Below are 21,810 nucleotides of genomic sequence, written 5' to 3' on the forward strand. Positions count from 1 at the left end.
GTGGGGCCCACGGAACCAACTGCGGGCTACGTGTCGGTGTCGCGCGACCGACGCTTCAGGTAGCGCTCGAACTCCCGGGCGATGGCGTCTCCCGTGGCTTCCGGCAGGTCGGAGGTGTCGCGCGCCTCCTCGAGCGACTCGACGTACGCGGCGATCTCCTCGTCCGAGCTGGCCAGCTCCTCCACGCCGCGCTCCCACGCCCGTGCGAGGTCGCGCAGGTCACCCAGCGGCAGGCTGATGGCGAGGACGTCCTCGAGATAGCCGAGCAGCGCGAGCGTGGCCTTCGGGCTCGGCGACTGCGCGACGTAGTGCGGTACGGCGGCCCACAGCGACACGGTGGGGACCCCAGCGTCGGCGCTCGCGACCGAGAACACGCCGTTGATGCCGGTCGGGCCCTCGTACTGGGACTCCTCGACGTGAAGGCGTGCCGACAGGCTCGGATCGCTGGTCGTGCCGGTGACGGGGATCGGCCGCGTGTGGGGGGTGTCGGCGAGAAGCGCGCCGAGCGTCACGATGCCGCGGACCGCGAAGCGGTCGGCCAGGGCGAGCAGCTCGTCGCAGTACGCGAGCCAGCGCATGTTGGGCTCGATCCCGCGGACCAGGAGCACGTCACGCTCGGAGCCGACCGGACGAGCCAGGAACACCCGCGTCGTCGGCCACGTGACGGTCCGCTCGCCGGTCTCCTCGTCACGCCCGATGTACGGCCGGTTCACCTGGAAGTCGTAGTAGTCGTCCGGGTCGAGCTCGGCGATCATCTCTGCGTCCCACCAGTCGATCAGGTGGTCCACGGCGTCGGTCGCCGCTTCTGCCGCGTCGTTCCATCCCTCGAAGGCGACGACCAGCCACGGGTCGACGACGGTGGGGAACTCGTTCTGCTCGCTCACACCCTCACTCTATGACGCGTCAGAGCACACCGAGCAGCGCATCGACCGCGGCACGGACGAGCTGACCGCTCCCATGGCCCGCGTCGGCGTCCCCGGAGCCGGCCAGCGCGGCATCGACCCACGCGTCGACGGCGACGATCGCGCCGGGCGCGTCGAGGTCGTGCGACAAGGCGTGACGCACCGCGGCGACGACGCCCTCCGGGTCGGGACCGCCACTCGCGAATGCCTCGCGCCAGCGGTCGAGACGCTTGTGGGCGTCGACGATGTCGGAGTCGGCCCACTCCCACGGCGTCCGGTAGTGGTGGGCCAGCACGGCCAGTCGGATGGCCATCGGGTCGTGCCCGTCCGCGCGCAGACGGGAGACCAGGACGAGGTTGCCGAGCGACTTGGACATCTTCTCGCCGTCGTAGGCCACCATCGCCTGGTGGACGTACGCCTTGGCGAAGCGTGCCTCGGTCGCGACCTGCGCCTCGGAGGCCGACATCTCGTGGTGCGGGAAGATCAGGTCCGTGCCGCCGCCCTGGACGTCGAAGTCGCGGCCGAGTGTCTCCAGCGCGATCGCCGCACACTCGACGTGCCAGCCGGGACGACCGCGGCCGAAGGGGCTGTCCCACGACGGCTCGCCGGGTCGCTCGGCCTGCCACAGGAGGCAGTCGAGCGGGTCGCGCTTGCCCGTACGGTCGGGGTCGCCGCCGCGCTCGCCGAAGAGCCGGAGCATCGTGTCGGTGTCGTAGCCGGACACGCCGCCGAAGTCCTTGTCGGCGCGGACGGAGAAGTAGACGTCGCCGTCGACCTCGTACGTCGCCCCGGCATCGCGCAGCCGCTCGATCAGCTGCAGCGCGACCGGGATCGACTCGACGGCGCCGATGTAGTGGTCAGGCGGCAGGATCCGAAGGGCCGCCATGTCCTCGCGGAACAGGTCGATCTCGCGCTCGGCGAGCGCGGTCCACTCCACACCGGTCGCGTTGGCCCGCTCGAGCAGCGGGTCGTCGACGTCGGTGATGTTCTGGGTGTAGGTGACGTCCAGGCCACGGTCGCGCCAGACCCGCTGCAGCAGGTCGAACGTCAGGTACGTGGCGGCGTGGCCGAGGTGGGTGGCGTCGTACGGCGTGATCCCGCACACGTAGAGGCGGGCGTGGTCCTGCGGGTCGATCTCCGCGGCCGCGCCGCGCGCCGTGTCGAACACCTGGACGGCGGAGCCTCGACCGAGACCCAGGTCGGAGAGGTCGGGGACTTCGGGAGACGTCCAGGCGCGCATGCCACGAGGGTATAAGGCCGGGTCTACAGCGGCGGCCACGGGATCGTGGGCCACCGGTCTCCCGGCTCCGGCATGAGCCCTGTCGCCACCAGCTCGTCGATCCGCTCGACGAGTGCCCGGACCTCCGCAGGCGTCACGAGCGTGTCGAGCTCGTCGCGCAGCGGCCCGGCGTCGACGGCGTCCCGCAGCACGTCCAGCCGTGCACGTTCCTCCCCGTCGAGTGGCTCGCCCGACCAGCCCCACAGCACGGTGCGGAGCTTGAGCTCGGTGTGGAAGGTCAGCCCGTGGTCGCACCCGACGACGGGGGCGTCGTCCGGGACACCTCGCTCCGGCAGGATGTGGCTCCCCTTGCGGTCCGCGTTGTTCACGACCGCGTCGAACAGCGCCATCGACCGCAGCGTGGCCGACGCGCGGTGCAGCAGGCGTACGGGCCTGTCCGCCTCGTCGAACGCGTCCAGCACCGCGAACCACCCCGGCCGGGACTCCCCCGCTGGCAGGACGTCGACCTGAGGCCGCTGCGGGTCGACGTCGATCCAGCGCTGCACCATCCCGTACCCGAGGGGGCCGTCGCGCAGGACGGTCGGCGGGACCACGTGCCAGCCGGCGGCCTCGGAGACCAGGTACGCAGCGCGCTCCCGCGCGGCGAGGGTGCCGTCCGGGAAGTCCCACAACGGGCGCTCGCCACGCACCGGCTTGTAGACGCACTCGACGACGTCCTCACCGGAGCGCACCTCCCCGAAGAACGTCCCGTTCGACGCGCGTACGAGCCGGCCCGTCACCTCGAGCTCGCCGCCGGTCAGCAGGTCGAGCACGCTCGTCTGCTCGGGTCGCGGCTCAGTCACGCGGGACCCGGCGGAAGCCGTTCGCGCGCGGGCACAGGTGGCCCTCCGGCTCGACGACGCCTCCGCAGAACGGGCAGGTCGGGCGCCCGGCAGCGACGACGCTGCGGGCGCGCTCGGCGAACTCCAGCGCGACCTCCGGTCGCAGCGTCACGACGAGCACGTCGCTGGCCTCGGTGTCCTCGTCGTCGGTCACCGCGAACGCCTCGACGACGACCTCACCGTCGTCGGGCTCCCAGGCGAGCGTCATCGCGCCGACGCGGAACTCCTCCTCGATCGGCTGGTCGAGGGGCTCGAGATCGACCGTACGGCCGGGCGCGGGGCCGCTGCTCGCGGCATCGCCACCGACCTCCACGAGCAGTGCTTCGAGCCGCTCCGCAAGGACCTGCACCTGTGTCTTCTCCAGCGCCACGGACGTCACCCGAGCGCCGTCGCTGGCCTGGAGGAAGAAGGTCCGCTCACCGGGCGCGCCGACGGTGCCTGCCACGAACCGTCTCGGGCGCTCGTACCGGTGGATCAGCATGGGTCCGAGCCTAGACAGGCCGACTCCCGGTGGCGACTCCTGCCCCGGACGACCGCGGCATCAGGAACCGCCGCCGACGGGTGCGTCACCACGGGGTACGCCGTCGGCGGAGGCGTCGTCGCCGTCGGACGGGGGTGCCTCGGCCTGCCTCGCGAGCGCAGACAGGTCCGACCCCAGGTCGTTGACGTGGTGCACCGTCGCCCGGTACATGCCGTACGAGATGACGCTGACCGATCCTGGCGCGACGGAGATCCGCTGGAACAGGTCGAGATGCAGCCCGAGAGCGTCGGCGATGATCGCCTTGATCACGTCACCGTGGCTCACCGCCGCCCACACCGACCGGGCACCGTGGTTGCGGGCGACCTGACGGTCGAAGCGGCGTACGGCGTCGGTGGCCCGCGCCGCCATCTCCGCGAGGCCCTCTCCCCCGGGAAAGATCGCCGCCGAGGGTTGTCGCTGCACGATGGACCAGAGCGGCTCCTTCGCGAGGTCGCTCAGCTTGCGACCGGTCCAGCGGCCGTACCCGCACTCGACGAAGCCACCGTCGCGACGGATGGCGACATCGCCGGCCTGGGCGGCGACGATCTCGCGCGCGGTCTGCGTGGTGCGCAGGAGCGGGCTGCTGACGACCAGGGACAACGGCACTGCTGCCAGCCGCTTGCCGACCGACTTGGCCTGCTTCTGACCCACGGTGTCGAGGCCGATACCGCGGGTGCGTCCGGCGAGGATGCCGTCGGCGTTGGCTGCGGTACGCCCGTGGCGCACGAGGATCAGGGTCGGCACGCCACGAGCGTAGTCGGGCTCCGGGCTCCGCAACGGTCCAGAATGGCTTCGTGATCGTCGAGTGTGCGGCCTACCGAGACCGGAGCATCGTGCCGACGGACCCCACCGTCCACGGGTTGAGCGAGATCGCCGGCACCTTGACGGAGCCGGACGACTTCGTGTGGGTGCTGCTCCAGGACCCGACGTACGCCGAGTTCAGCGACCTGCAGCGGGTGTTCGGCCTGCATCCGCTCGCCGTCGAGGACGCGGTGACGGCGCGGCAGCGTCCGAAGGTCGACGTCTACGACAGCTCGGCGTTCGTCGTGCTGCGCACGCTGAAGTACGACGAGGCCTCCGACACGGTGAAGCTGGGCGAGGTGTCGATGTTCGTCGGGCCGCACTACGCGATCACGGTCCGCCACGGCGACTGGCCACGGCTCGACGACATCCGGGAGCGGGCCGCCGCCCAGCCGGACCTGCTCGCGTACGGCTCGGTGGCCGCCGCGTACCACGTCGTCGACACGGTCGTCGACGCCTACCAGGCGATCGCCGACGAGCTGACCGAGGACGTGGAGGAGGTCGAGGACGCGGTGTTCGCGCAGGCGCCGGCCGAGTCGACGGCGCGCGTCTACCTGCTGAAGCGCGAGCTGGTCGCGTTCCGCAAGGCCGTCGTCCCGATCCACGCGCCGATCCAGGAGCTCCTCTCCGACCGCTCGAAGTGGCCGGTGCCAGAGGGGCTGCTGCCGTACTTCCGGGACATCGCGGACCACCTCGTCCACGCGCGCGGCACCATCGACACGCTCGACCACCTGCTCGACAACGTCATGCAGGCGCGCGCCACGCAGATCTCGGTCCAGCAGAACGACGACATGCGCAAGCTCGCCGCGTACGCCGCGATGGTCGCCGGTCCGACGCTGGTCGCCGGCGTCTACGGGATGAACTTCGAGCACATGCCCGAGCTGCACTGGGCCGTCGGCTACCCGCTGTCGCTCCTGCTGATGGCCGTGATCGTGGTCGTGCTCTGGCGCGCGTTCAAACGCTCCGGCTGGCTCTGACCGGTCACCATGGCAGCACACCGTCACGGCTGAAGAACGCCCCCGTCGGCCCGTCCGGCGCCACCGTCGCGGCTCGTACGCTCGCGTCGGCCCCCTCCTCCACGGTCTGCGTCCCTCGGTGGTCGTTGAGGTCTGTCGCGGTGTAGCCGGGGTCGACGGCATTCACCCGGAGCTCCGGCAACGCCTTCGCGTACATCGTCGTCATCATGTTGAGGGCCGACTTCGACGACGGATAGACGAGGCTGACCAGGCTCGCCTCGAGGCGGCTCGGGTCGCTCGTCACCCCGAACGACCCCATGCCGCTCGAGACGTTCACGATCCGAGGCTGGTCCGACGCACGCAGCAGCGGCAGGAAGGCGTTCGTGACCCGGACGGGACCGAGGACGTTCACCCCGTAGACGGCGATGAAGTCTGCAGGCACGGACGCCTCGGGACCCACCCTCCTCCCGGCGATCCCGGCGTTGTTGACCAGCACGTCGAGTCCGGTGGCGCTCTCCCCGACCGTGGTGACCGCAGCGGCCACCGAGGCGTCGTCGGTCACGTCCAGGGTGACCGGACGGACGTCGAGGCCGTCCTGCTGAAGCGTCTCGGCCGCCTTCCTCCCGAGCTCGGCGTCGCGCGCCCCCAGCCAGACCGTCCATCCCAGGCCGGCGAGGCGGCGGACCGTCTCGAGGCCGATTCCCTTGTTCGCCCCGGTGACCAGGGCCGTGGTCGTCTTGGTGGTTGTCGTCATGCCACGAGCCTGAGCCCTGCAGCAGCGGCGTTCCAGGACCGTTCCGTCCTGGTACGGCCTGTACCAGGCTGTGGCGTGGTGGACCGCGCCCACGCGTGCCATCGTGACGGTGTGGATCGCCGTGAGCTGGGCCGCCTCCTCGTCCGCGCCCGTGGCCGGGTCACCCCGGCCGACGTCGGGCTCCCCGAGGGACCACGCCGGCGCGTGACCGGTCTCCGCCGCGAGGAGCTCGCGATCCTGGCGGGCATCAGCGTCGACTACGTGACCCGCATCGAGCAGGGGCGGGGCGCTCGACCCTCGACCTCCGTGCTCGCCGCGCTGGCGCGTGCGCTGCGGATGAGCGACGACGAGCGCCGCGAGATGTTCGACCTGGCGGACGCGGCCTCGCCGCGCGACGGGCACGTCCCGATGCTGGTCCGCGCCAGCATCCTCCGGCTGCTCGACCGCCTCGAGGACCAGCCCGTCATCGTGCTCAGCGCCAAGGGCGACGTCCTCGCGTGGAACCCGCTCGCCGCGGCGCTCATGGGCGACTTCTCGGTGCTCGCCCCGCAGCAGCGCAACATCGTCCGGCAACGGTTCCTGGGCGCGCCGAGCCGCGTCTCGATGTCCGCCGACGAGGCCGCGGTCACCGCAGCGCAGTCGGTGACGTCGTTGCGTGCGGCGGCCGCGAAGTATCCCGCCGACGCCGACCTCCGACGGCTGGTGGACGAGCTGCGCGCCCACAGCCCGGAGTTCGCCCGCCTGTGGGACGAGGCGCCGTCGCAGGTGTGGCGCAGCCACCGCAAGACCATCACGCACCCGACGGTCGGCAGCCTCAAGCTCGACTGCGACGCGTTGGAGGTCGCCGAGACCGACCAGACCGTGATCGTCTACTCGGCCGAACCCGGCTCCCGCGACGCTGAGCTCCTGCAGCTCGTCAAGGTCGTGGGGACGCAGAGCCTCGGCGCCGAGGTCCGCTGAGGCGGCTACATCGTCGCGGTGATCGCGCCCGTCCCGAGCAGGATCAGCACCAGCGTGCCCAGGCCGATCCGGTAGATCACGAACGGCGTGTACGAGTGCTTGCTGACGTACTGGAGGAGCCAGTGGATCACCGAGATGCCGACCACGAACGACACGACGGTCGCGAGGATCGTCGGACCCACGCCGTACGCGTTCTCACCGCCGGGGATCTCCTTCAGCTCGAACAGGCCCGCACCCACGACCGCCGGGATCGCGAGCAGGAACGCGTAGCGCGTCGCCGCGGCACGGTCGTACCCGAGCGCCCGTCCCATGCTGATCGTGGCGCCGGACCGCGAGACGCCGGGGATCAGCGCAGCCGCCTGCGCGAGACCGAACAGGACCGCGTGCTTCGGAGTGAGGTCCTCGATCTGGCGTTCCTGCCGGCCGAGACGGTCGCAGATGCCGAGCACGATGCCCATCACGATGAGCATCGTCGCGATGATCCACAGGTTGCGGAAGTCGTTCTCGATGACGTCCTTCAGCGCGATGCCGAGCACGACGATCGGGAGCGAGCCCACGATCACGAACCAGCCCATCCGCCACTCGAGCGACTCGCGGGCGTCTCGGTTCACGAGACCGCGCAGCCACCCCGACGCGATGTTCCAGATGTCGCGCCAGAAGTACAGGACGACGGCGACCTCGGTGCCGATCTGGATGACCGCGGTGAACGCTGCACCCGGGTCCTCCCAGCCGAAGAACTTCGGGAAGATCGCGAGGTGACCCGAGGAGGAGATCGGCAGGAACTCAGTCAGTCCCTGGATGAGGCCGAGGACCAGCGCTTGGAGCAGATCCATCAGGCGCCGACACCTGCGGCGTCGAAGGCGTCGACGACCGTGCGGAGGACGTGCGCGCGCTCGTCGTGCGTCGAGCCGAACGTCGAGACGGCGAGCGTGGTGACGCCCGCGGCGGCGTACGCCTGGAGGCGCTCGGCGATGCGCTCCTTCGGGCCGATGAGCGCGGTCTGGTCGATCAGCTCGAACGGGACGGCGGCCGCTGCCTCGGCCTGCTTCTTGTCGAGGTAGAGGTCCTGGATCTTCTGCGCGGCGTCCTCGAAGCCCATCCGGCGGGCGAGCGCGTTGTAGAAGTTCTGCTTGCGGCTGCCCATACCGCCCACGTACAGGGCGGTGTAGGCACGCACCATCTGCGCGCACTCCTCGAGGTCGTCGCCGACCACGACCGGCACTGTCGGCACGATGTCGAAGCCGTCCATCGTCTTGCCGGCCTTCTCCCGCCCGGCGCGGATGTGGTCGGTGGACACGGCGGCCTGCTCGGGGTTGAAGAAGATCGCGAGCCAGCCGTCAGCGACCTCGCCCGCCAGCTCCAGGTTCTTGGGGCCGACCGCCGCGAGGTAGATCGGGATGTCCGTGCGGTACGGGTGGAGCATGATCTTCAGAGGCTTGCCCGGGCCGTCGGGAAGCGGCAGCGTGAAGTGCTCGCCTGCGTAGTTCAGCGGCTCCTCGCGGGCCAGGATCGTCTTGACGATCTCGACGTACTCCCGGGTGCGGGCCAGCGGCTTGTCGAACTTCACGCCGTGCCAGCCCTCGGACACCTGCGGGCCGGACACGCCGAGACCCAGGCGCACGCGGCCCTCCGACAGGCGGTCGAGCGTCGCCGCGGTCATCGCGGTCATCGCGGGCGTGCGAGCGGGGATCTGCAGGATCGCGGTGCCGAGCTCGAGGGTCGTGGTCCTCGCGCCGATCCACGACAGCAGCGTCGGGACGTCGGACCCGTACGCCTCCGCCGCCCACGCCGACGAGAAGCCGAGCGACTCCGCGTACACGGCAGTCTCGACCCGCTCTGCGACATCCGGTCCGGCGACGTATCCGACGTTGATACCGAGCTTCATGGTGTGCTCCCCTCTCGATGGCATGGCGAGCCTAGCGGCACGGGTGCGGCGACCTCGACTAGCCTTCCGACAGGGCCTTCGGTGAGGCCGCCACGCGTGGAGAACTGTCTCCAGAGGAGAGAGATGCAGGAACGCTTCGTCGGGCACAGCGGGCTGGCTGTGTCGAGGATCGGGCTCGGCACCGCGTCCTGGGGCCGCGACACCGACGAGCACGAGGCGGCCGAGTTGTTCCGGTTGTTCGTCGACGCAGGCGGCACGCTGATCGACACGGCAGCGTCGTACGCCGCCGGCGCCAGCGAGTCCGTGCTGGGCGCCCTCGTCTCCGAGGTGCGCCGCGACGAGGTCGTCCTGGTGTCCAAGGCGGGTTCGAGCGCAGGATCCCGGCGGCCGGGCACGTCGCGTGCCGCCATGCTCGACGGTCTCGACGCGTCGCTCGCCCGGCTCGGCACCGACCACCTCGACCTGTGGCTCGTCCAGGGCTGGGAGCCCCGCGTCCCGGTCGACGAGACGCTCGACGCCCTGGAGCACGCGGTCGCCACCGGGCGGACCCGCTACGTCGGCGTCGCGAACTACACCGGGTGGCAGACGGCGTACGCCCACACCCGGCAGGAGCTCCGGGACTGCGCCGCGCCGATCGTCGCGACCGAGGTCGAGTACTCGTTGCTCGCCCGGCACGCCGAGCGCGAGGTGCTCCCCGCGGCGGTCGACCTCGGGTTCGGCGTGCTCGCGTGGTCCGCGCTCGGCCGCGGGGTCCTCACCGGCAAGTACCGGTACGGCATCCCGTCGGACTCACGCGCGGCGTCCGACCACCTCGCCGGCTTCGTCGACCCGTACCTCGACGAGTCCGCTCGTCAGGTCGTCGAGGCGGTCTGCCGCGCGGCGGACGGACTGCAGCTCACCCCGCTCGAGGTCGCGCTCGCGTGGGTCCGCGACCGACGCGGTGTCGCAAGTGCACTCATCGGGCCGCGGACGGCGGCACAATTGAAGGCAGCGCTGTCGGTCGAGGAGGTCTCCCTGCCGGTGGAGATCGCTGACGCGCTCGACGACGTGTCGGTCGAGTCCATCTGACTAGGCGGTGTGAGGGAGGCGGTGTTGTCCGAGTACGAGTTCCAGAGGTTCTGGCTGCCGCGCACGGAGTCACGACAGGCCGTACGCCGGCTGCTCACCGATGCGGCCGAGCACCACGGATGGGAGCTCGACCGGCTCCGGCTGTTCCCCGACGGACGGCGGCGCGTCACGCTCCGCCGCCGCGTCATCCGGGTTCGCAGCACGCTCTGACGTCGCGCTCCCCCCGCTGGTCGAGGCGCGAAGCGATCGAGACCCCTAGGCCAGGTCGAGCAGCCGGTGGAAAACCCGCGCGCCGAACTCGAGCGCGTCCGTCGGCACCCGCTCGTCGACCCCGTGGAACAGGGCGGTGAAGTCGAGGTCGGCGGGCAGCCTCAGCGGAGTGAACCCGTACGACCGGATGCCGAGGCGGTCCCACGCCTTGGCGTCGGTGCCGCCGGACATCAAGAACGGCGCGACGTGCGCATCCGGGTCCTCGCCGTGAAGGGCGACGGTCATCGCGTCGACGAGGTCGCCACGGAACGGGTACTCCAGCGCTGGCTGCAGCGTGACGGGATCGACCGACACCGCCTCACCCGCCAGCGCCCGCACCTGCGCGAGGAACGCATCCTGCTGGCCCGGCAGGAACCGCCCGTCGACGTGCGCGGTCGCCTCGCCAGGGATCACGTTCACCTTGTAGCCGGCGTCGAGCATCGTCGGGTTGCTGATGTTGCGCATGCCCGCGCTGATCATGCGTGCGGCTGGTCCGAACTCCGCGAGAAGCTCCTCGACGGACGCGTCGGCGGCGCCGGTCAGGTCACGCACCTTTGCCAGCAGCGACTGCATCGACGGACCGGGAGCGTACGGCCAGTCATGCTCGCCGATCGCCGTGATCGCACGCGCGATGGCAGTCACGGCGTTGTTGTCGCGGACCATCGAGCCGTGCCCCGCCGTGCCCTGGGCGGAGAGCCGCATCCATGCGAGGCCCTTCTCCCCGGACTCCAGCAGGTACAGGCGCTGGCCTCCGACGTGCGTCGAGAACCCGCCGACCTCGCCGACCGCCTCGGTGCAGTCGGCGACGAGGTCCGCGTGGTGGTCGACGATCTTGTGCGCACCATGGATCGAGCCGGCCTCTTCGTCTGCGGTGAACGCCAGCACGATCGTGCGCCGCGGCGGCATCCCGGCACGCTGCCGGGCGCGGACGACCGAGAGGACCATCGCGTCGAAGTCCTTCATGTCCACCGCGCCACGGCCGTACAGGTAGCCGTCGACGATCTCGCCGGCGAACGGGTCGTACGACCAGTCGGCGGCCTGCGCCGGGACGACGTCGAGGTGCCCGTGCACCAGCAGGGGCGGCAGTGAAGCGTCGGTGCCCTCCCACCGTGCGATCACGTTCGTACGCCCCGGGGAGACCTCCACGATCTCCGGCGTGATGCCGACCTCCGACAGCAGCTCCGCGACGTACTCGGCGGCCTTCCGCTCCCCCGGGCCCCGGTCGTCGCCCGTGTTGGTGGTGTCGATCCGGATGAGGTTCCGGCAGATCTCGACGACCTCGGCTGCGGGGTCGACAGAGGTGCTCGGGGTGGGTGCGTCGGCGGCCATCCCCCCATCCTGCCTGGCGGCAGGGCGTGGCGGCGAACGGGTAGACCCCGGTTTGGGGTTCACCACCGGGGGTTTGCTAGAGTTCTGACGCACGGTGAACGACGCGGTCGGCACGACGCTGAGGCTCACCAGACCCAGTCCGGGTGGCGGAATAGGTAGACGCGCTAGCTTGAGGTGCTAGTGCCCGTATTAGGGCATGGGGGTTCAAGTCCCCCCTCGGACACAGGTTTCCATCGAGCACGGCCCTTCGACACCGATCGCGGTGACGGAGGGCCGTTGTTCTGTCGTGGCGCGAGTCCACGGCGAGGTCGTGTCGCGCAGGCCGAGCGCCACGGGCGCGTCCCGTGACCTCACGTGGGTCAACCATGGGAGGAGCGATCGAGCTCGGGAGGTCATGATGGAACTCACTCTCTGCCCACAGTGCGGCGCACCAGCCGAGGTCACGTGGCGCTTCGCCGAGGAGAGCACGGACGGACCCGTGGAGCACGTCCGGGTCAGATGTCTGAACCGCCACTGGTTCATGGGTCCAGCTGACTCGCTGCTGCCCGCTGACCGGTCCCGCACGGGATCACCCGGCTCGGTGACGCGCCTCGGTCCCCGCCCGGCACACTCGGCGGACCGCTGGGGCGACGGCGCCTGACTCAGCCCGCGGCGATCGGCGGCGCCCACCGCGGTCTGCGGATGAGACAGAACGGGTGCCCGGCAGGATCCGCGTACACGTCACCGCCCAGCGATCTGGCCCCGAGCCGTACGACCTGCTCGCGCGCCGCATCGACGTCGTCGACCATCACGTCCACGTGCATCTGCTGCGGCACCCGTGGGTCGGGCCAGGTCGCCGCGACGAGCCCGGGCGCCCGCTGGAACGCCATGCCGGACGTCTCCTCGTCGGCGGAGACGACGACGAAGTCACCGTCGTCGAAGGTGACCGGGTCGCCCAGCACCGCGGACCAGAACGCGGCGCTCGCCTGCGGGTCCGGAGCGTCGATCACGAGGTGGTGCAGTCGGCCGATCATCGCTCCCCCTCCCTGGCGCCCGTGCCTGGTGGGGCGCGCTCGGGCTCGGTGCCTGCGACGGGGCGCGTCGGCAGCAGGCGCGTGAGGAACAGGGCGATCGCCACGAACAGCGCGAGCACGACGAGGCTCAGGCGCAGTCCGGCGATCCTCGCCTCCGTGTTCTCCTCGACCACGGCGTCCGCCTGGTCCTCGGGCACTCCGGCGTCGGCGAGGGACGACTCGAGCTGGGAATCCGACACGAACGGGATCCCGGACGCGAGCTCGACGCCCGCCGAGTCGGCGACCTCGTCCGGGACGGCGGGGTTGTCCTCGATCCCGGCGAGGAACGAGACGGTCAGCGCACCGATCAGCACAGACCCGGCGAGCGCCGTACCGAGCGAGGCACCGAGGTTCGTCGCGGTGTTCTGCAGACCCCCGACCTCGGGGCTCTTCTCGTCCGGCAGCGCCGAGACCGTCACCGCGCCCAGCTGTGAGGCGAGCGCCCCGACACCCAGGCCGGCGAACAGCAGCGGCACGGTGACGATCTCGGCTCCGGCGCCGGCCTCGAGGGCGAGCACGAGAGACGCGATGCCGACGAGCAGGGCGCTCAGGCCCCACGACACGACCGTGCGCGGAGACGCGCGTGGCCAGAGCCGAGGCACGCCCACCGCGGCGGCGAGCAGGGTGATCGAGAGCGGGAGCAGCCGGACGCCGGTCTCCACCGCGCTCAGACCGAGTGCGACCGAGAGGAACAGCGGGATCGTGAAGAAGAGTCCCGCCTGCACCAGGAACTGGAAGAAGAACATCGTGAGGCCGCCGACGAGCTGCTTGTTGCGCAGCATCGTCGTGTCCACGAGAGGCTCGCGGCCGGCTGCGCTCACGTGCCCCTCCCAGGAGAGGAAGAGGCGGAGCACGACCAGGCCGGCCAGGATGCACCACACGGTCGGCGAGAGACCCACGATCGACGGTCCGCCCTCGTTGGGGCGTACCCACCCCCACACCCCCGACCGCAGCACGCCGTACACCACCAGCGCCAGCCCGACCGCCGACAGCACTGCCCCGACCACGTCCAGCGAAGTCCTCCCGGCGGGCCGCTCGTCATGCATGCGTCGCGCGAGGAAGAGGATCCCGATGACCACGACGACCTCGCCGGCGAAGACGAGACGCCACGTCAGGTACGTCGTCATCGCCCCGCCGATCAGCGGGCCTGCGGCGACCGCGATCGCGCCTGCCGACGCGACCAGCCCGTACGCCCGAGGGCGCTGGTCGGGAGCGAAGTTGGTGGCGACCAGGGCCACGATCGCCGGCATGATCAGGGCGGCGCCCAGACCCTCGAGCAGCGACCAGCCGAGGAGGAGCACCGCGAGGTTGGGAGCGATCGCCGTCGTGAACGATCCGACCCCGTAGACGACGCATCCGATCGCGAATGCGCGCCGGCGCCCGATCATGCTGCCGATCTTGCCGCCGGTGATCATCGTGGCAGCCATCACCAGCGTGTAGAGAGTGATCGCGGTCTGGATGCCCGTGACGGTGGTGTCCAGGTCGGAGGCGACCTGCGCGATCGACACGTTCATCACGGAGCTGTCGAGCGTCATCAAGAACTGGCCGGAGGCAAGCGTCAGCAAGACGATCCCGCCGGCGCTGGTCGCACTTCGGTCCGTCGTGCCCTCACCTGCCATGCCCACAGTGTGGCGGCGCGTCGAGCCTCCCGCTCGGGCTATTTCACGGCAGACGTCGGCCCCGCGACCCGAACCGGGTCACGGGGCCGACATCGCCTGCATCTCAGCCTCGTCGAGGCCCCGGCGTCACGGGGTCGCGGACGGGATGTCCAGGTCGTCGAGGTCCGGCAGGTCGGGCGCGTCGACGGCACCGAAGTCGTCGACCTTCCAGCCGCCACCCTGCTTCTCGAGCTCGACCTCCTGGTCGACCGTGGTGCCGAGCATCTCGAGCGACAAGGTGACGGTCGCCTCGTCGCCGTCCACCTTGGAGTCCTTGATGGTGAAATCGGCGTCGCGCAGGGCCTTCAGCATGCCGGCGCCGCCGTCCTCGCCCTCCAGCGACTCCTTGCACTTGTCGGCGCCCTCACCGTTGCGGAAATCGTCGGTGGTGACCTCGACCAGCGCGTCGCAGTCGCCGTCCTGGACGGCGTCGATGAACTGCTGGGTCGCATCCTCCGGGGATCCGGCACCGCTGCCGCCGCTGCTGCCGAACAGGAAGACCGCAGCGAGGACGACGAGCACCAGCGCGACGAGCGCGGCGCCGATGATCGCGATGAGCTTGCCGGGACCGCCCTTGCTGCCGTCGCCGGGTGCGTTCGGCGGCAGGTACTGCGGCTGCTGGCCGTACTGGGGCTGACCGTACTGCTGCTGGGGATAGCCCTGCTGGGGCGGCTGCTGGCCGTACGGCGGCTGCTGCTGGTAGCCCTGCTGGGGCGGCTGCTGGCCGTACTGCTGCCCGTACGGCGGCTGCTGCGGGTAGCCCTGCTGCGGCGGCTGCTGCCCGTACGGCGGCTGCTGGGGCTGCTGCGGGTAGCCCTGCTGCGGCGGCTGCTGCCCGTACGGCGGCTGCTGGGGCTGCTGCGGCGGCTGACCCGAGCGCGGCTGCGGGTCCTGCGGGTCGTCGTTGGACGGCTGATCGGGCGTCTGATCGCTCACAGGCGTACGGTACGCGACCGGAGGGGCAGGTGTCGCGCCGTGCTGCTGCCCCTCGTGGCGTGGCGCACCGTCACCGGGAGCGCATCAGGGCGGGCAAGCCACCGAGTGCCGCGACGCCGAGCGCCGAGCGCGGCTCGTAGCCGACGCGCCAGAGTCCGCCGTGCGCCGCGTTCTCCGCGAACAGCTCCTCCGGGTTGTCGCGGGTGGGCGGCGTCCGGTGCAGGTCGTGGACGAGGAGCGCGGCCATCAGCGCGCGCGTCGTGGCCGGTTGGAAGATCTCGACGCCGAAGTACTTCGCGCCGCCGTACGCGGCCGCGAGGACACGGTTCTTCGTCACGGACCGCGTCCAGGTCGCCGGTGCGACGTTGAACGAGACCCGCTGGCCCGCGTCCTCGGCGACGACGCCGCGCCAGCGCTGGAGCCGCTTCGCCATGGCGTAGTTGGGTCCCTGCTGCGGGACGAGGATGTCGGCGACGCCGGTCCCGTCGGGCAGCACCGTCGCGTAGTTCGGGACGAAAAGCCGCCCGCGGCTCACGGCACGCAGCGGTGCCTGGAGGAGGCGTACGGCGCCGCGCTCGCCGTACGCACGCTGGCTGGCCTCGACGACGTTGCCCGGGACCACGAACGCATCCGTCGGGGTAGCGAGGTAGGCGATCGCCGTGTTGCGCCCGCTAGCGGTCATCCGCTCGGCGATGACGTCGGCCGCGGCGGTGACCCGCACGTGGGCGCCGCCGTCGGCGTAGGCGTACATGCCGACGACGACGTCGTGCGCGGCGGTGTCCCGGAGCCAGCGGACGACGTCGCCGGTCCGGGTGACGAGGTCGGCGCCGGGCGTGCCGTCGGGGGCCACGGGGTACGAGGTGGTGCCGGCGCCGCTCTCCGCGAGGGTGCGGATGCGGTCCCAGATCTGGGGGGACGGCACGTCGACGGCGAGGACGTCGGCGCCCCACGAGGTGAGCGAGCCGAACGGGCTCATCTCCGCAGCAGCGCCGAGGAGCACGACCGTCCGGCCGGGGACCGCGAGCCACTCCGGGTGGTCGATCACGGACTCGATGGCCGTGACGAACGACCGCTCGACGACGCCGGCGTCCTCCCACCGGTGCAGCTGCTCGCGGAGGGCCTCACCGCGCAGCGTCGCGCCGCCGTACGGCACGGTGAGCTCGCGCTCCGGGACGGAGGTGCCGTGGACGACCTCCGTGGCGAACCCGGCGGCGGTGTCCTCGGGGACCCAGCCGGCGAGCGGGACGTCGCCGTCCGGGGTCGCGGCGACCATGCGGGCCCGCATGGACGCGACGCCGTTCTCCGCGAGGGCCAGAGCGGCCTTCGGCGACTCAGCCGACGCGGCAGTCACGCGGCCGATGAGCGGGACGTAGTCGGAGCGCCACTGGGGTGCCGTCTCGATGTCAGCGGCGAGGTTCGGGTCGACGTCGCGGGTGGCGTCGACGAGTATCCCCCGCACGGTGGGCGTCGAGGACCGACGGTCGTCAACGGTCGGGAAGGCGATCGTGGTCTGGTCCGATGGCTGCTGCACCCCTCCAGTATCCGAGGTTCCCCTCATGTTTTGTCCAGCGCCCCCGGGATGACGTCGGCGATCAGGCCGATTCCCTCGGCCACGACCCCCGGCGTGTGAGCGGCGTACCCCAGCACCAGACCTGGCTCACCCGGCACCTGACGGTGCAGGGACAGCGGGTGCACCTTGACGCCGCGCTCGAGGGCGTGCCGCGCGACAGCGGTGTCGTCGGTCCCCGGCGGCAGCGTGACGACGAGGTGGAGGCCAGCCGCCGCGCCGCGCACCGTGGCAGCAGGCAGGCGCGACGCTAGCGCGCTCACCATCGCGTCGCGCCGAGCACGGTGGCGACCGCGCAGCGCCCGCAGGTGCCGCTCCATCGCCCCGGAGTCCATCAGGTGGGCCAGCACGAGCTGTGGGAGAGCCGGGTTGCCGAGGTCCACGTCCCGCTTGAGGCGCAGCACCGGTGCCCGCAGGCGTGGAGGGGCGATCAGCCAGCCGGTCCGCAGGGCGGGAGCGAGCAGCTTCGAGACACTGCCGACGTACGCGACCGCGTCGCCGAGCGTCGCGCGCAGCGCGGGCACGGGGGCTCGGTCGTACCGGTGCTCGGCGTCGTAGTCGTCCTCGAGGACCAGTCCCCCACCCTCGACCCAGGACCCGAGCTCGCGGCGCCGCGCCCCGCTGAGGACGACCCCGGTCGGGAACTGGTGCGCCGGGGTCGTCATCACGACGCGTGTGCCGCTCGAACGGAGGGCGTCGACCCGCAGCCCATCGTCGTCGACGGCCACCGGTACGGGGTCCAGCCCGACCCGCCGCAGCTGCTGGCGCGCGCCGAACGACCCGGGGTCCTCCATGCCGACCCGGGTCGTTCCCGCGTCGCGCAGCACGTGGGCGAGGAGGAAGAACGCCTGCGCGGCGCCCGCGACCACGAGGACGTCGTCGGGGTCGACCCTGATCCCCCGGCTGCGCGCGACCCACCGTGACACTGCCGCCCGGAACGCGGGAGCGCCTCGCGGGTCGCCGTAGCCCAGCTCAGCCGCCGCCCGTGCGCCGATCACCTCCCGCTCCGCCCGGAGCCACGCCGCGCGCGGGAACGCGGTCAGGTCAGGGACACCGGGCGAGAGATCGATGCGTGCCGGCGCGGCGCGGAGCCGGTCGACCACGTCGTCGGCGGAGAGATCGTCGAAGATGCCAGGCGCGACCGTCGTCGGCAGGGAGGACGGCGGGCGGTACGACGGAGCCGCCCCGGGCGGCTGGACCGGACGCGACACGACGATCGTGCCGCCGCGCCCCTGCCCGACGACGTGTCCCTCGTCGGCCAGGCGCTGGTACGCCTCGGTGACCACGCCGCGCGAGACCCCGACCTCGGCGGCGAGCGTACGAGTGGGCGGGAGGTGGTCGCCCACGCCCAGCGTGCCGCTGACGATCGCCTCCCGGATGCGTGTGGTGAGCCAGGTCGTACGCCCGCCTGGCGGGACGTCGCCCAGCCAGAGTGCGAGGAAGTCCGATCCAGCACCCGGCTGGGCTTTGGACCTGGCGAGTGGTTGCTGATTGGCACTGTCCACGGGTCCATCCTGGCAACAGGGTGGGTCACATGCACCGTGAACCTCACCGCTCCGCTCCCGCCGGCACTCATCCGGCCTACTACGTCCCCGGCGCCGTCGGCATGGCCCTCGTCGGTGGCAGCGTCGCCGTCTCCCACGTGCTCGTGGACGCGCCGTTGATGACGGCGCAGGCGATCCGGTACGCCGCAGCCGCCGCCGTGCTCATCCTCTGCGCACGCATCCTCGGACGTGCCGTTCCCATGCCGCGGCGACGCGACTGGCCGTTGCTCGTCCTGCTCGCCGGATCGGGCCTGGTGCTCTTCAACGTCGCCCTCGTCCGAGGTGCTGAGCATGCCGAACCCGCGGCGATCGCCGTCGCGGTGGCGTCGGTTCCCGTCGTCCTCGGGCTCCTCGGACCACTTCTCGAGAGCAGCTCCCCGTCGCGCCGCCTGCTGGCTGCCGCTGCGACGGTCACTGCTGGGAGCGTGCTGGTCCAGGGCTTCGGACGCACCGACGCGTACGGCGTGGGCTGGGCCGCCGTCGCCCTGGCGTGCGAGGCGGCATTCACCCTCCTCGCGGTCCCGCTCCTGCCACGGCTCGGCGCCTGGGGCGTGTCCGTCCACTCGGTCCTGGTCGGGACGGCCATGTTCGCGGTCCTCGCGCTGCTCACCGAAGGCCCGACCGCCGCAGCACGCATCCAGCGGGACCAGTGGGTGGCCATCGCCTACCTCGCCATCCTCGTCACGGCCGTCGCTTTCGTGCTCTGGTACGCCACGGTCGCCCGGGTCGGCGCAGCATCAGCGGGTCTGTTGACCGGGGTCGCACCGGTCGCTGCCGCCGGGGTCGGCATCGTCGTGACGGGCGACGTCCCGGGCGCAGGTGTCTGGGTCGGCGTCGCCGTCGTCGCCGCCGGACTCGCGCTCGGGCTCGGGCGTCGCCGCACGACCGCGCCGGCGCAGCGCGACCCACAGATGCGTACGGGCGTGGGCGGTCCGACGCCCGCGTCTACGGCTGCTTCCGACGGCTGACGCGTGGCGGCCAGGACGGGTCCCGCAACGGCGTGATCGGGGGTCCGATGTCGTCACTGTCGCCGGTCGGCAGCACGCCGAGGATCCGCCGGAGACTCACGACGACCGCTGCGCCGGGGAAGGACTCCTCACCGTTCCCCACGGTGTCCCTGACCAGTGCCGAGAGCTGCTCGACGCCGACTGACAGCGCCCTGACGTCGTCCGCGCCGAGCGGCTCGTCGCCGACGAGCCGTCGTACGACCGAGGCGAGCTCGTCGAGGACGTCGGCGACGGTCTGCGCAGCGTCACCGCCCACACGGAGCCACGGGCGCGGCGACGACTGGACCTCACCGAGCATGTACGTGAGGTTCTCGACCAGCGCGGCGACCCGCTCGATCACGTCGGCCTCCGCGCGCCTCCTCCCGACCTGGTCACGCCAGCGCGAGGCGCGCAGGTTGCCGCGCAGGGAGTCGTCGAGGGTCGCGAAGCTCTCGCGCAGACGCAACGCGTCCGGGAGCACCTCCCGCGCGACGTCGAGCCACGCCGCTCCCGGGTCGTCGGTCCGTCCGCGGAGGACCTCCGCCATGCCTTCGAGCTGGTCGGCGACCTGGGCAGACACGGCGTCGAGGCGGCGCCGCGCGACCCGAGCCGGGATCGGCGGCAGCAGGAGAGTCAGCGTGATCCCGATCACCGCCCCGAGACTGACCTGCCCGACCAGACCGGCCACGAAGTCGGACGTGTCGATGTTGCCGAGGATGTAGGTGAACAGGGCAGCGGTGATCACCCAGCTGCGCTCGTCGCCGAGGCGGTCCCAGCCGGCGAGGATCACCGCGGAGAGGACGAGGAGTCCGACGCCTGCCCATCCCGGCAGAGGAAGCGCGTGGAAGAAGGCGCCGACGGCCGCGCCCATGACCAGCGCCACGAAGATCTGGAGGGATCCTCGGAGCGAACCGGCCACGCTGGGGTGGACGGCAAGCACGGCACCCATCGGCGCGTAGTACGCGTAGTCGCCCAGCGGGCTCGGCATGAGGTTGCCGACCTGCCAGGCGACCGCGGCTGCGATCGCCGCCTTCACCGCGATGTGGAGGCGCGATCCGAGCAGCGGGTCGGTGCTCGCCGTCGAGCGCATGAGCATGCTGTTCACGCTAGTGCGGGCTGCGCTCGAAAGCCGATCGTTCGGAAGCCGACGCGGTCGGCGGGCGGCAGCGCTCAGCGCGCGCGGTGCTCGGCGGCCCCGGCGAACGTGGCGGCCTCGCGGTCGACCAGCGCACGGTAGTGCGTCCCCCCGATCGCCCCCGTCATGCCCGCGAGAAGGCCGGTCTGCTCCAGGACAAGCTCGAAGCGGGCTCCCGTCTCCCGCGCGACCACCCGGTGCGAGGCCTCCGTACGCACGCCGAGGACTGTCGCGCGCCAGGTGAAGCCCACGCCTTCCTCGACCTCGGTCACCCGCCACGACATCGCTCGCATGGACGGCTGCCTGACCACGTAGCGCTGGCCGACGACGAGTCCGCCGGCACCCTTCGGCGTCACCTTGATGAAGCTGTCGGTGATCAACGGCCACTCGGACGGGTCCGCGAGCACCGACCAGGCGACCTCGGCCGGCGCGGCGACATCGACCTGCACCTCGTACCTCATCGGCGTGTCCTCACAGAAGCGTCCTCATGCGAAGCTCACCCAGGCGACGCCGACGCAGATCACCAGCATCCCGATCGCGTTCATGAACAGGTTGCGTCCGAGGTCGCGTGCGCGCAGGTGCGCGCCGATCGCGACCAGGAAGTAGGCGATGAGCGCGAAGGTCGTCACGAGTCCGAGGTACGGGACCCAGATCCCGGCGACGAGGCCGGCTGCCGCGGCGAGCTTGAGCGGAGTGAGGACGGGCCACCAGCGACGCGGAAAACGCACATCGGTCAGGCACTCCCGGACGAACGCCAGCGGCTTCACGCAGAACACCGCGTCCGCGAGCTGGATCACGGCCAGCACCAGGACTGGCCAGACAGGATCGGGGAGGCTGCTCACGGGCGTTCCTCTCGTCGGCGTCGGCGGAAAGCGGTCACGCGTGCGCGCCCCGAGCAGGTGTCGGAGCAGTAGCGCCGCGGGCGCCCGCGGGGCCGGTCGATCCACACGTCGACGCAGGCGTCCGCGTCGCAGGTGCCGATCGCGTCGAGACCCCGCTCCACGAGCATGTCATGGAGCGTCCGCAGTGCGGCGACGAGGAGGGAGTCGGACCGGTCTGCCGGCCTCCACTCCGCTGTCACCTGATCGTCGGCCAGCGCCAGGCGGACCGTCGTACCCGCTCGGGCGAGCAGGTCGTCCATGAGGCGTACTCGTTCGGCGCTCGACGGCGCGGCGAACACGGGATGCAGAAGGTCGGCGATGCCCGTCAGTGCGGCGTCGTCGAACCGCACGGTGTCGGGGGGAACCACGAGGCTGACCGGCGGGTATGCCTGGGCGGCCTCCCCCGCCTCGACCCTGGGCGCAGTCCCCCACTCGTTGACGAGGACCACGACGTCGTCGGGCTCGAGGGGAAGAAGCATGGGAGAGAGTGTAACAGTAAATGTCGG

Annotated in this window: 23 protein-coding genes and 1 tRNA gene; 6 read left to right on the forward strand and 18 right to left on the reverse strand. The window is 71.5% G+C overall.

Annotated features, from left to right (window positions below; genetic code table 11):
- Window positions 1-26: 26 nt before the first annotated feature.
- From GH747_RS18605 to GH747_RS18625, 5 genes are read right to left on the reverse strand one after another with little or no spacing between them, the layout of a single operon-like run.
- A complete protein-coding gene (locus tag GH747_RS18605; RefSeq protein WP_149771127.1) occupies window positions 27-884 on the reverse strand; it encodes a PAC2 family protein in 858 nt (285 codons plus the stop codon).
- A gap of 19 nt (window positions 885-903) precedes the next feature.
- A complete protein-coding gene (mshC, locus tag GH747_RS18610) occupies window positions 904-2,142 on the reverse strand; it encodes a cysteine--1-D-myo-inosityl 2-amino-2-deoxy-alpha-D-glucopyranoside ligase (protein ID WP_149771128.1) in 1,239 nt (412 codons plus the stop codon).
- A gap of 23 nt (window positions 2,143-2,165) precedes the next feature.
- Complete coding sequence (locus GH747_RS18615; protein WP_228552999.1) at window positions 2,166-2,984, reverse strand: SCO1664 family protein; 819 nt, start codon at window positions 2,982-2,984, stop codon at window positions 2,166-2,168.
- Window positions 2,977-3,504: a DUF3090 domain-containing protein gene (locus tag GH747_RS18620; protein ID WP_149771129.1), complete on the reverse strand. Its 528-nt coding sequence runs from the start codon at window positions 3,502-3,504 to the stop codon at window positions 2,977-2,979. The genes GH747_RS18615 and GH747_RS18620 overlap by 8 nt, the downstream gene beginning before the upstream one ends.
- 60 nt (window positions 3,505-3,564) lie before the next feature.
- On the reverse strand, window positions 3,565-4,287 hold the full coding sequence (locus tag GH747_RS18625) for an MSMEG_4193 family putative phosphomutase (RefSeq protein WP_149771130.1): 723 nt from the start codon (window positions 4,285-4,287) through the stop codon (window positions 3,565-3,567).
- 50 nt (window positions 4,288-4,337) lie between these two features.
- On the opposite strand from GH747_RS18625, the gene corA reads away from it, so the two are divergent.
- Window positions 4,338-5,321: a magnesium/cobalt transporter CorA gene (gene corA / locus GH747_RS18630; RefSeq protein WP_163695778.1), complete on the forward strand. Its 984-nt coding sequence runs from the start codon at window positions 4,338-4,340 to the stop codon at window positions 5,319-5,321.
- A gap of 4 nt (window positions 5,322-5,325) precedes the next feature.
- On the opposite strand, the gene GH747_RS18635 is transcribed toward corA, so the two are convergent.
- A complete protein-coding gene (locus tag GH747_RS18635; RefSeq protein WP_149771132.1) occupies window positions 5,326-6,054 on the reverse strand; it encodes an SDR family oxidoreductase in 729 nt (242 codons plus the stop codon).
- 111 nt (window positions 6,055-6,165) lie between these two features.
- Here GH747_RS18635 and GH747_RS18640 point away from each other — a divergent pair, with 111 nt between their 5' ends.
- Window positions 6,166-7,014, forward strand: a complete 849-nt coding sequence (locus GH747_RS18640; RefSeq protein WP_149771133.1) for a helix-turn-helix transcriptional regulator — start codon at window positions 6,166-6,168, stop codon at window positions 7,012-7,014.
- Between the two features lie 5 nt (window positions 7,015-7,019).
- On the opposite strand, the gene GH747_RS18645 is transcribed toward GH747_RS18640, so the two are convergent.
- Window positions 7,020-7,847, reverse strand: coding sequence for an undecaprenyl-diphosphate phosphatase (locus tag GH747_RS18645; RefSeq protein WP_149771134.1), 828 nt, complete (start codon window positions 7,845-7,847; stop codon window positions 7,020-7,022).
- On the reverse strand, window positions 7,847-8,899 hold the full coding sequence (locus GH747_RS18650; RefSeq protein ID WP_149771135.1) for an LLM class F420-dependent oxidoreductase: 1,053 nt from the start codon (window positions 8,897-8,899) through the stop codon (window positions 7,847-7,849). Before GH747_RS18650 ends, GH747_RS18645 begins: the two co-directional genes overlap by 1 nt.
- A 123-nt stretch (window positions 8,900-9,022) precedes the next feature.
- On the opposite strand from GH747_RS18650, the gene GH747_RS18655 reads away from it, so the two are divergent.
- Both GH747_RS18655 and GH747_RS18660 read left to right on the forward strand, forming a co-directional pair.
- Window positions 9,023-9,967, forward strand: coding sequence for an aldo/keto reductase (locus GH747_RS18655; protein ID WP_149771136.1), 945 nt, complete (start codon window positions 9,023-9,025; stop codon window positions 9,965-9,967).
- Between the two features lie 21 nt (window positions 9,968-9,988).
- Complete coding sequence (locus GH747_RS18660) at window positions 9,989-10,177, forward strand: DUF5703 family protein (protein WP_407663286.1); 189 nt, start codon at window positions 9,989-9,991, stop codon at window positions 10,175-10,177.
- Window positions 10,178-10,222: 45 nt separating this feature from the next.
- Here the strand turns inward: GH747_RS18660 and GH747_RS18665 are convergent, their stop codons facing one another.
- Window positions 10,223-11,545 (reverse strand): M20/M25/M40 family metallo-hydrolase, encoded by a 1,323-nt coding sequence (locus tag GH747_RS18665; protein ID WP_149771138.1) that lies wholly within the window; start codon window positions 11,543-11,545, stop codon window positions 10,223-10,225.
- Window positions 11,546-11,682: 137 nt separating this feature from the next.
- Here GH747_RS18665 and GH747_RS18670 point away from each other — a divergent pair.
- Window positions 11,683-11,768: transfer RNA gene (locus GH747_RS18670), tRNA-Leu, on the forward strand.
- 418 nt (window positions 11,769-12,186) lie between these two features.
- Here the strand turns inward: GH747_RS18670 and GH747_RS18675 are convergent.
- The 5 genes from GH747_RS18675 to pdxR form a co-directional block, all read right to left on the reverse strand.
- On the reverse strand, window positions 12,187-12,558 hold the full coding sequence (locus tag GH747_RS18675) for a VOC family protein (RefSeq protein ID WP_149771139.1): 372 nt from the start codon (window positions 12,556-12,558) through the stop codon (window positions 12,187-12,189).
- Window positions 12,555-14,216, reverse strand: a complete 1,662-nt coding sequence (locus GH747_RS18680) for an MFS transporter (RefSeq protein WP_149771140.1) — start codon at window positions 14,214-14,216, stop codon at window positions 12,555-12,557. The genes GH747_RS18675 and GH747_RS18680 overlap by 4 nt, the downstream gene beginning before the upstream one ends.
- 126 nt (window positions 14,217-14,342) lie before the next feature.
- Window positions 14,343-15,191, reverse strand: coding sequence for an Rv0361 family membrane protein (locus GH747_RS18685; protein ID WP_149771141.1), 849 nt, complete (start codon window positions 15,189-15,191; stop codon window positions 14,343-14,345).
- Between the two features lie 70 nt (window positions 15,192-15,261).
- Complete coding sequence (locus GH747_RS18690; protein WP_149771142.1) at window positions 15,262-16,722, reverse strand: hypothetical protein; 1,461 nt, start codon at window positions 16,720-16,722, stop codon at window positions 15,262-15,264.
- Window positions 16,723-16,745: 23 nt separating this feature from the next.
- On the reverse strand, window positions 16,746-18,263 hold the full coding sequence (pdxR, locus tag GH747_RS18695; RefSeq protein ID WP_149771143.1) for a MocR-like pyridoxine biosynthesis transcription factor PdxR: 1,518 nt from the start codon (window positions 18,261-18,263) through the stop codon (window positions 16,746-16,748).
- 29 nt (window positions 18,264-18,292) lie between these two features.
- Between pdxR and GH747_RS18700 the strand changes: the two genes are divergently transcribed.
- Window positions 18,293-19,270 carry a DMT family transporter gene (locus GH747_RS18700; protein ID WP_149771144.1) on the forward strand — a complete coding sequence of 326 codons (978 nt, stop codon included), beginning with the start codon at window positions 18,293-18,295 and terminating at the stop codon, window positions 19,268-19,270.
- Here GH747_RS18700 and GH747_RS18705 read toward each other — a convergent pair.
- The 4 genes from GH747_RS18705 to GH747_RS18720 form a co-directional block, all read right to left on the reverse strand.
- Window positions 19,248-20,384 (reverse strand): FUSC family protein, encoded by a 1,137-nt coding sequence (locus tag GH747_RS18705; protein WP_149771145.1) that lies wholly within the window; start codon window positions 20,382-20,384, stop codon window positions 19,248-19,250. The genes GH747_RS18700 and GH747_RS18705 overlap by 23 nt on opposite strands.
- A gap of 74 nt (window positions 20,385-20,458) precedes the next feature.
- On the reverse strand, window positions 20,459-20,884 hold the full coding sequence (locus tag GH747_RS18710) for an SRPBCC family protein (protein ID WP_149771146.1): 426 nt from the start codon (window positions 20,882-20,884) through the stop codon (window positions 20,459-20,461).
- Between the two features lie 24 nt (window positions 20,885-20,908).
- Window positions 20,909-21,265: a DoxX family protein gene (locus GH747_RS18715; protein WP_149771147.1), complete on the reverse strand. Its 357-nt coding sequence runs from the start codon at window positions 21,263-21,265 to the stop codon at window positions 20,909-20,911.
- The gene (locus GH747_RS18720) at window positions 21,262-21,783 is read right to left on the reverse strand and encodes a CGNR zinc finger domain-containing protein (protein ID WP_149771148.1); all 522 of its coding nucleotides are present in this window, start codon (window positions 21,781-21,783) and stop codon (window positions 21,262-21,264) included. The genes GH747_RS18715 and GH747_RS18720 overlap by 4 nt, the downstream gene beginning before the upstream one ends.
- Between the last annotated feature and the right edge of the window lie 27 nt (window positions 21,784-21,810).

Source organism: Mumia xiangluensis (assembly GCF_010994095.1).
In the GTDB taxonomy this organism is placed as follows: Bacteria; Actinomycetota; Actinomycetes; order Propionibacteriales; family Nocardioidaceae; genus Mumia; species Mumia xiangluensis.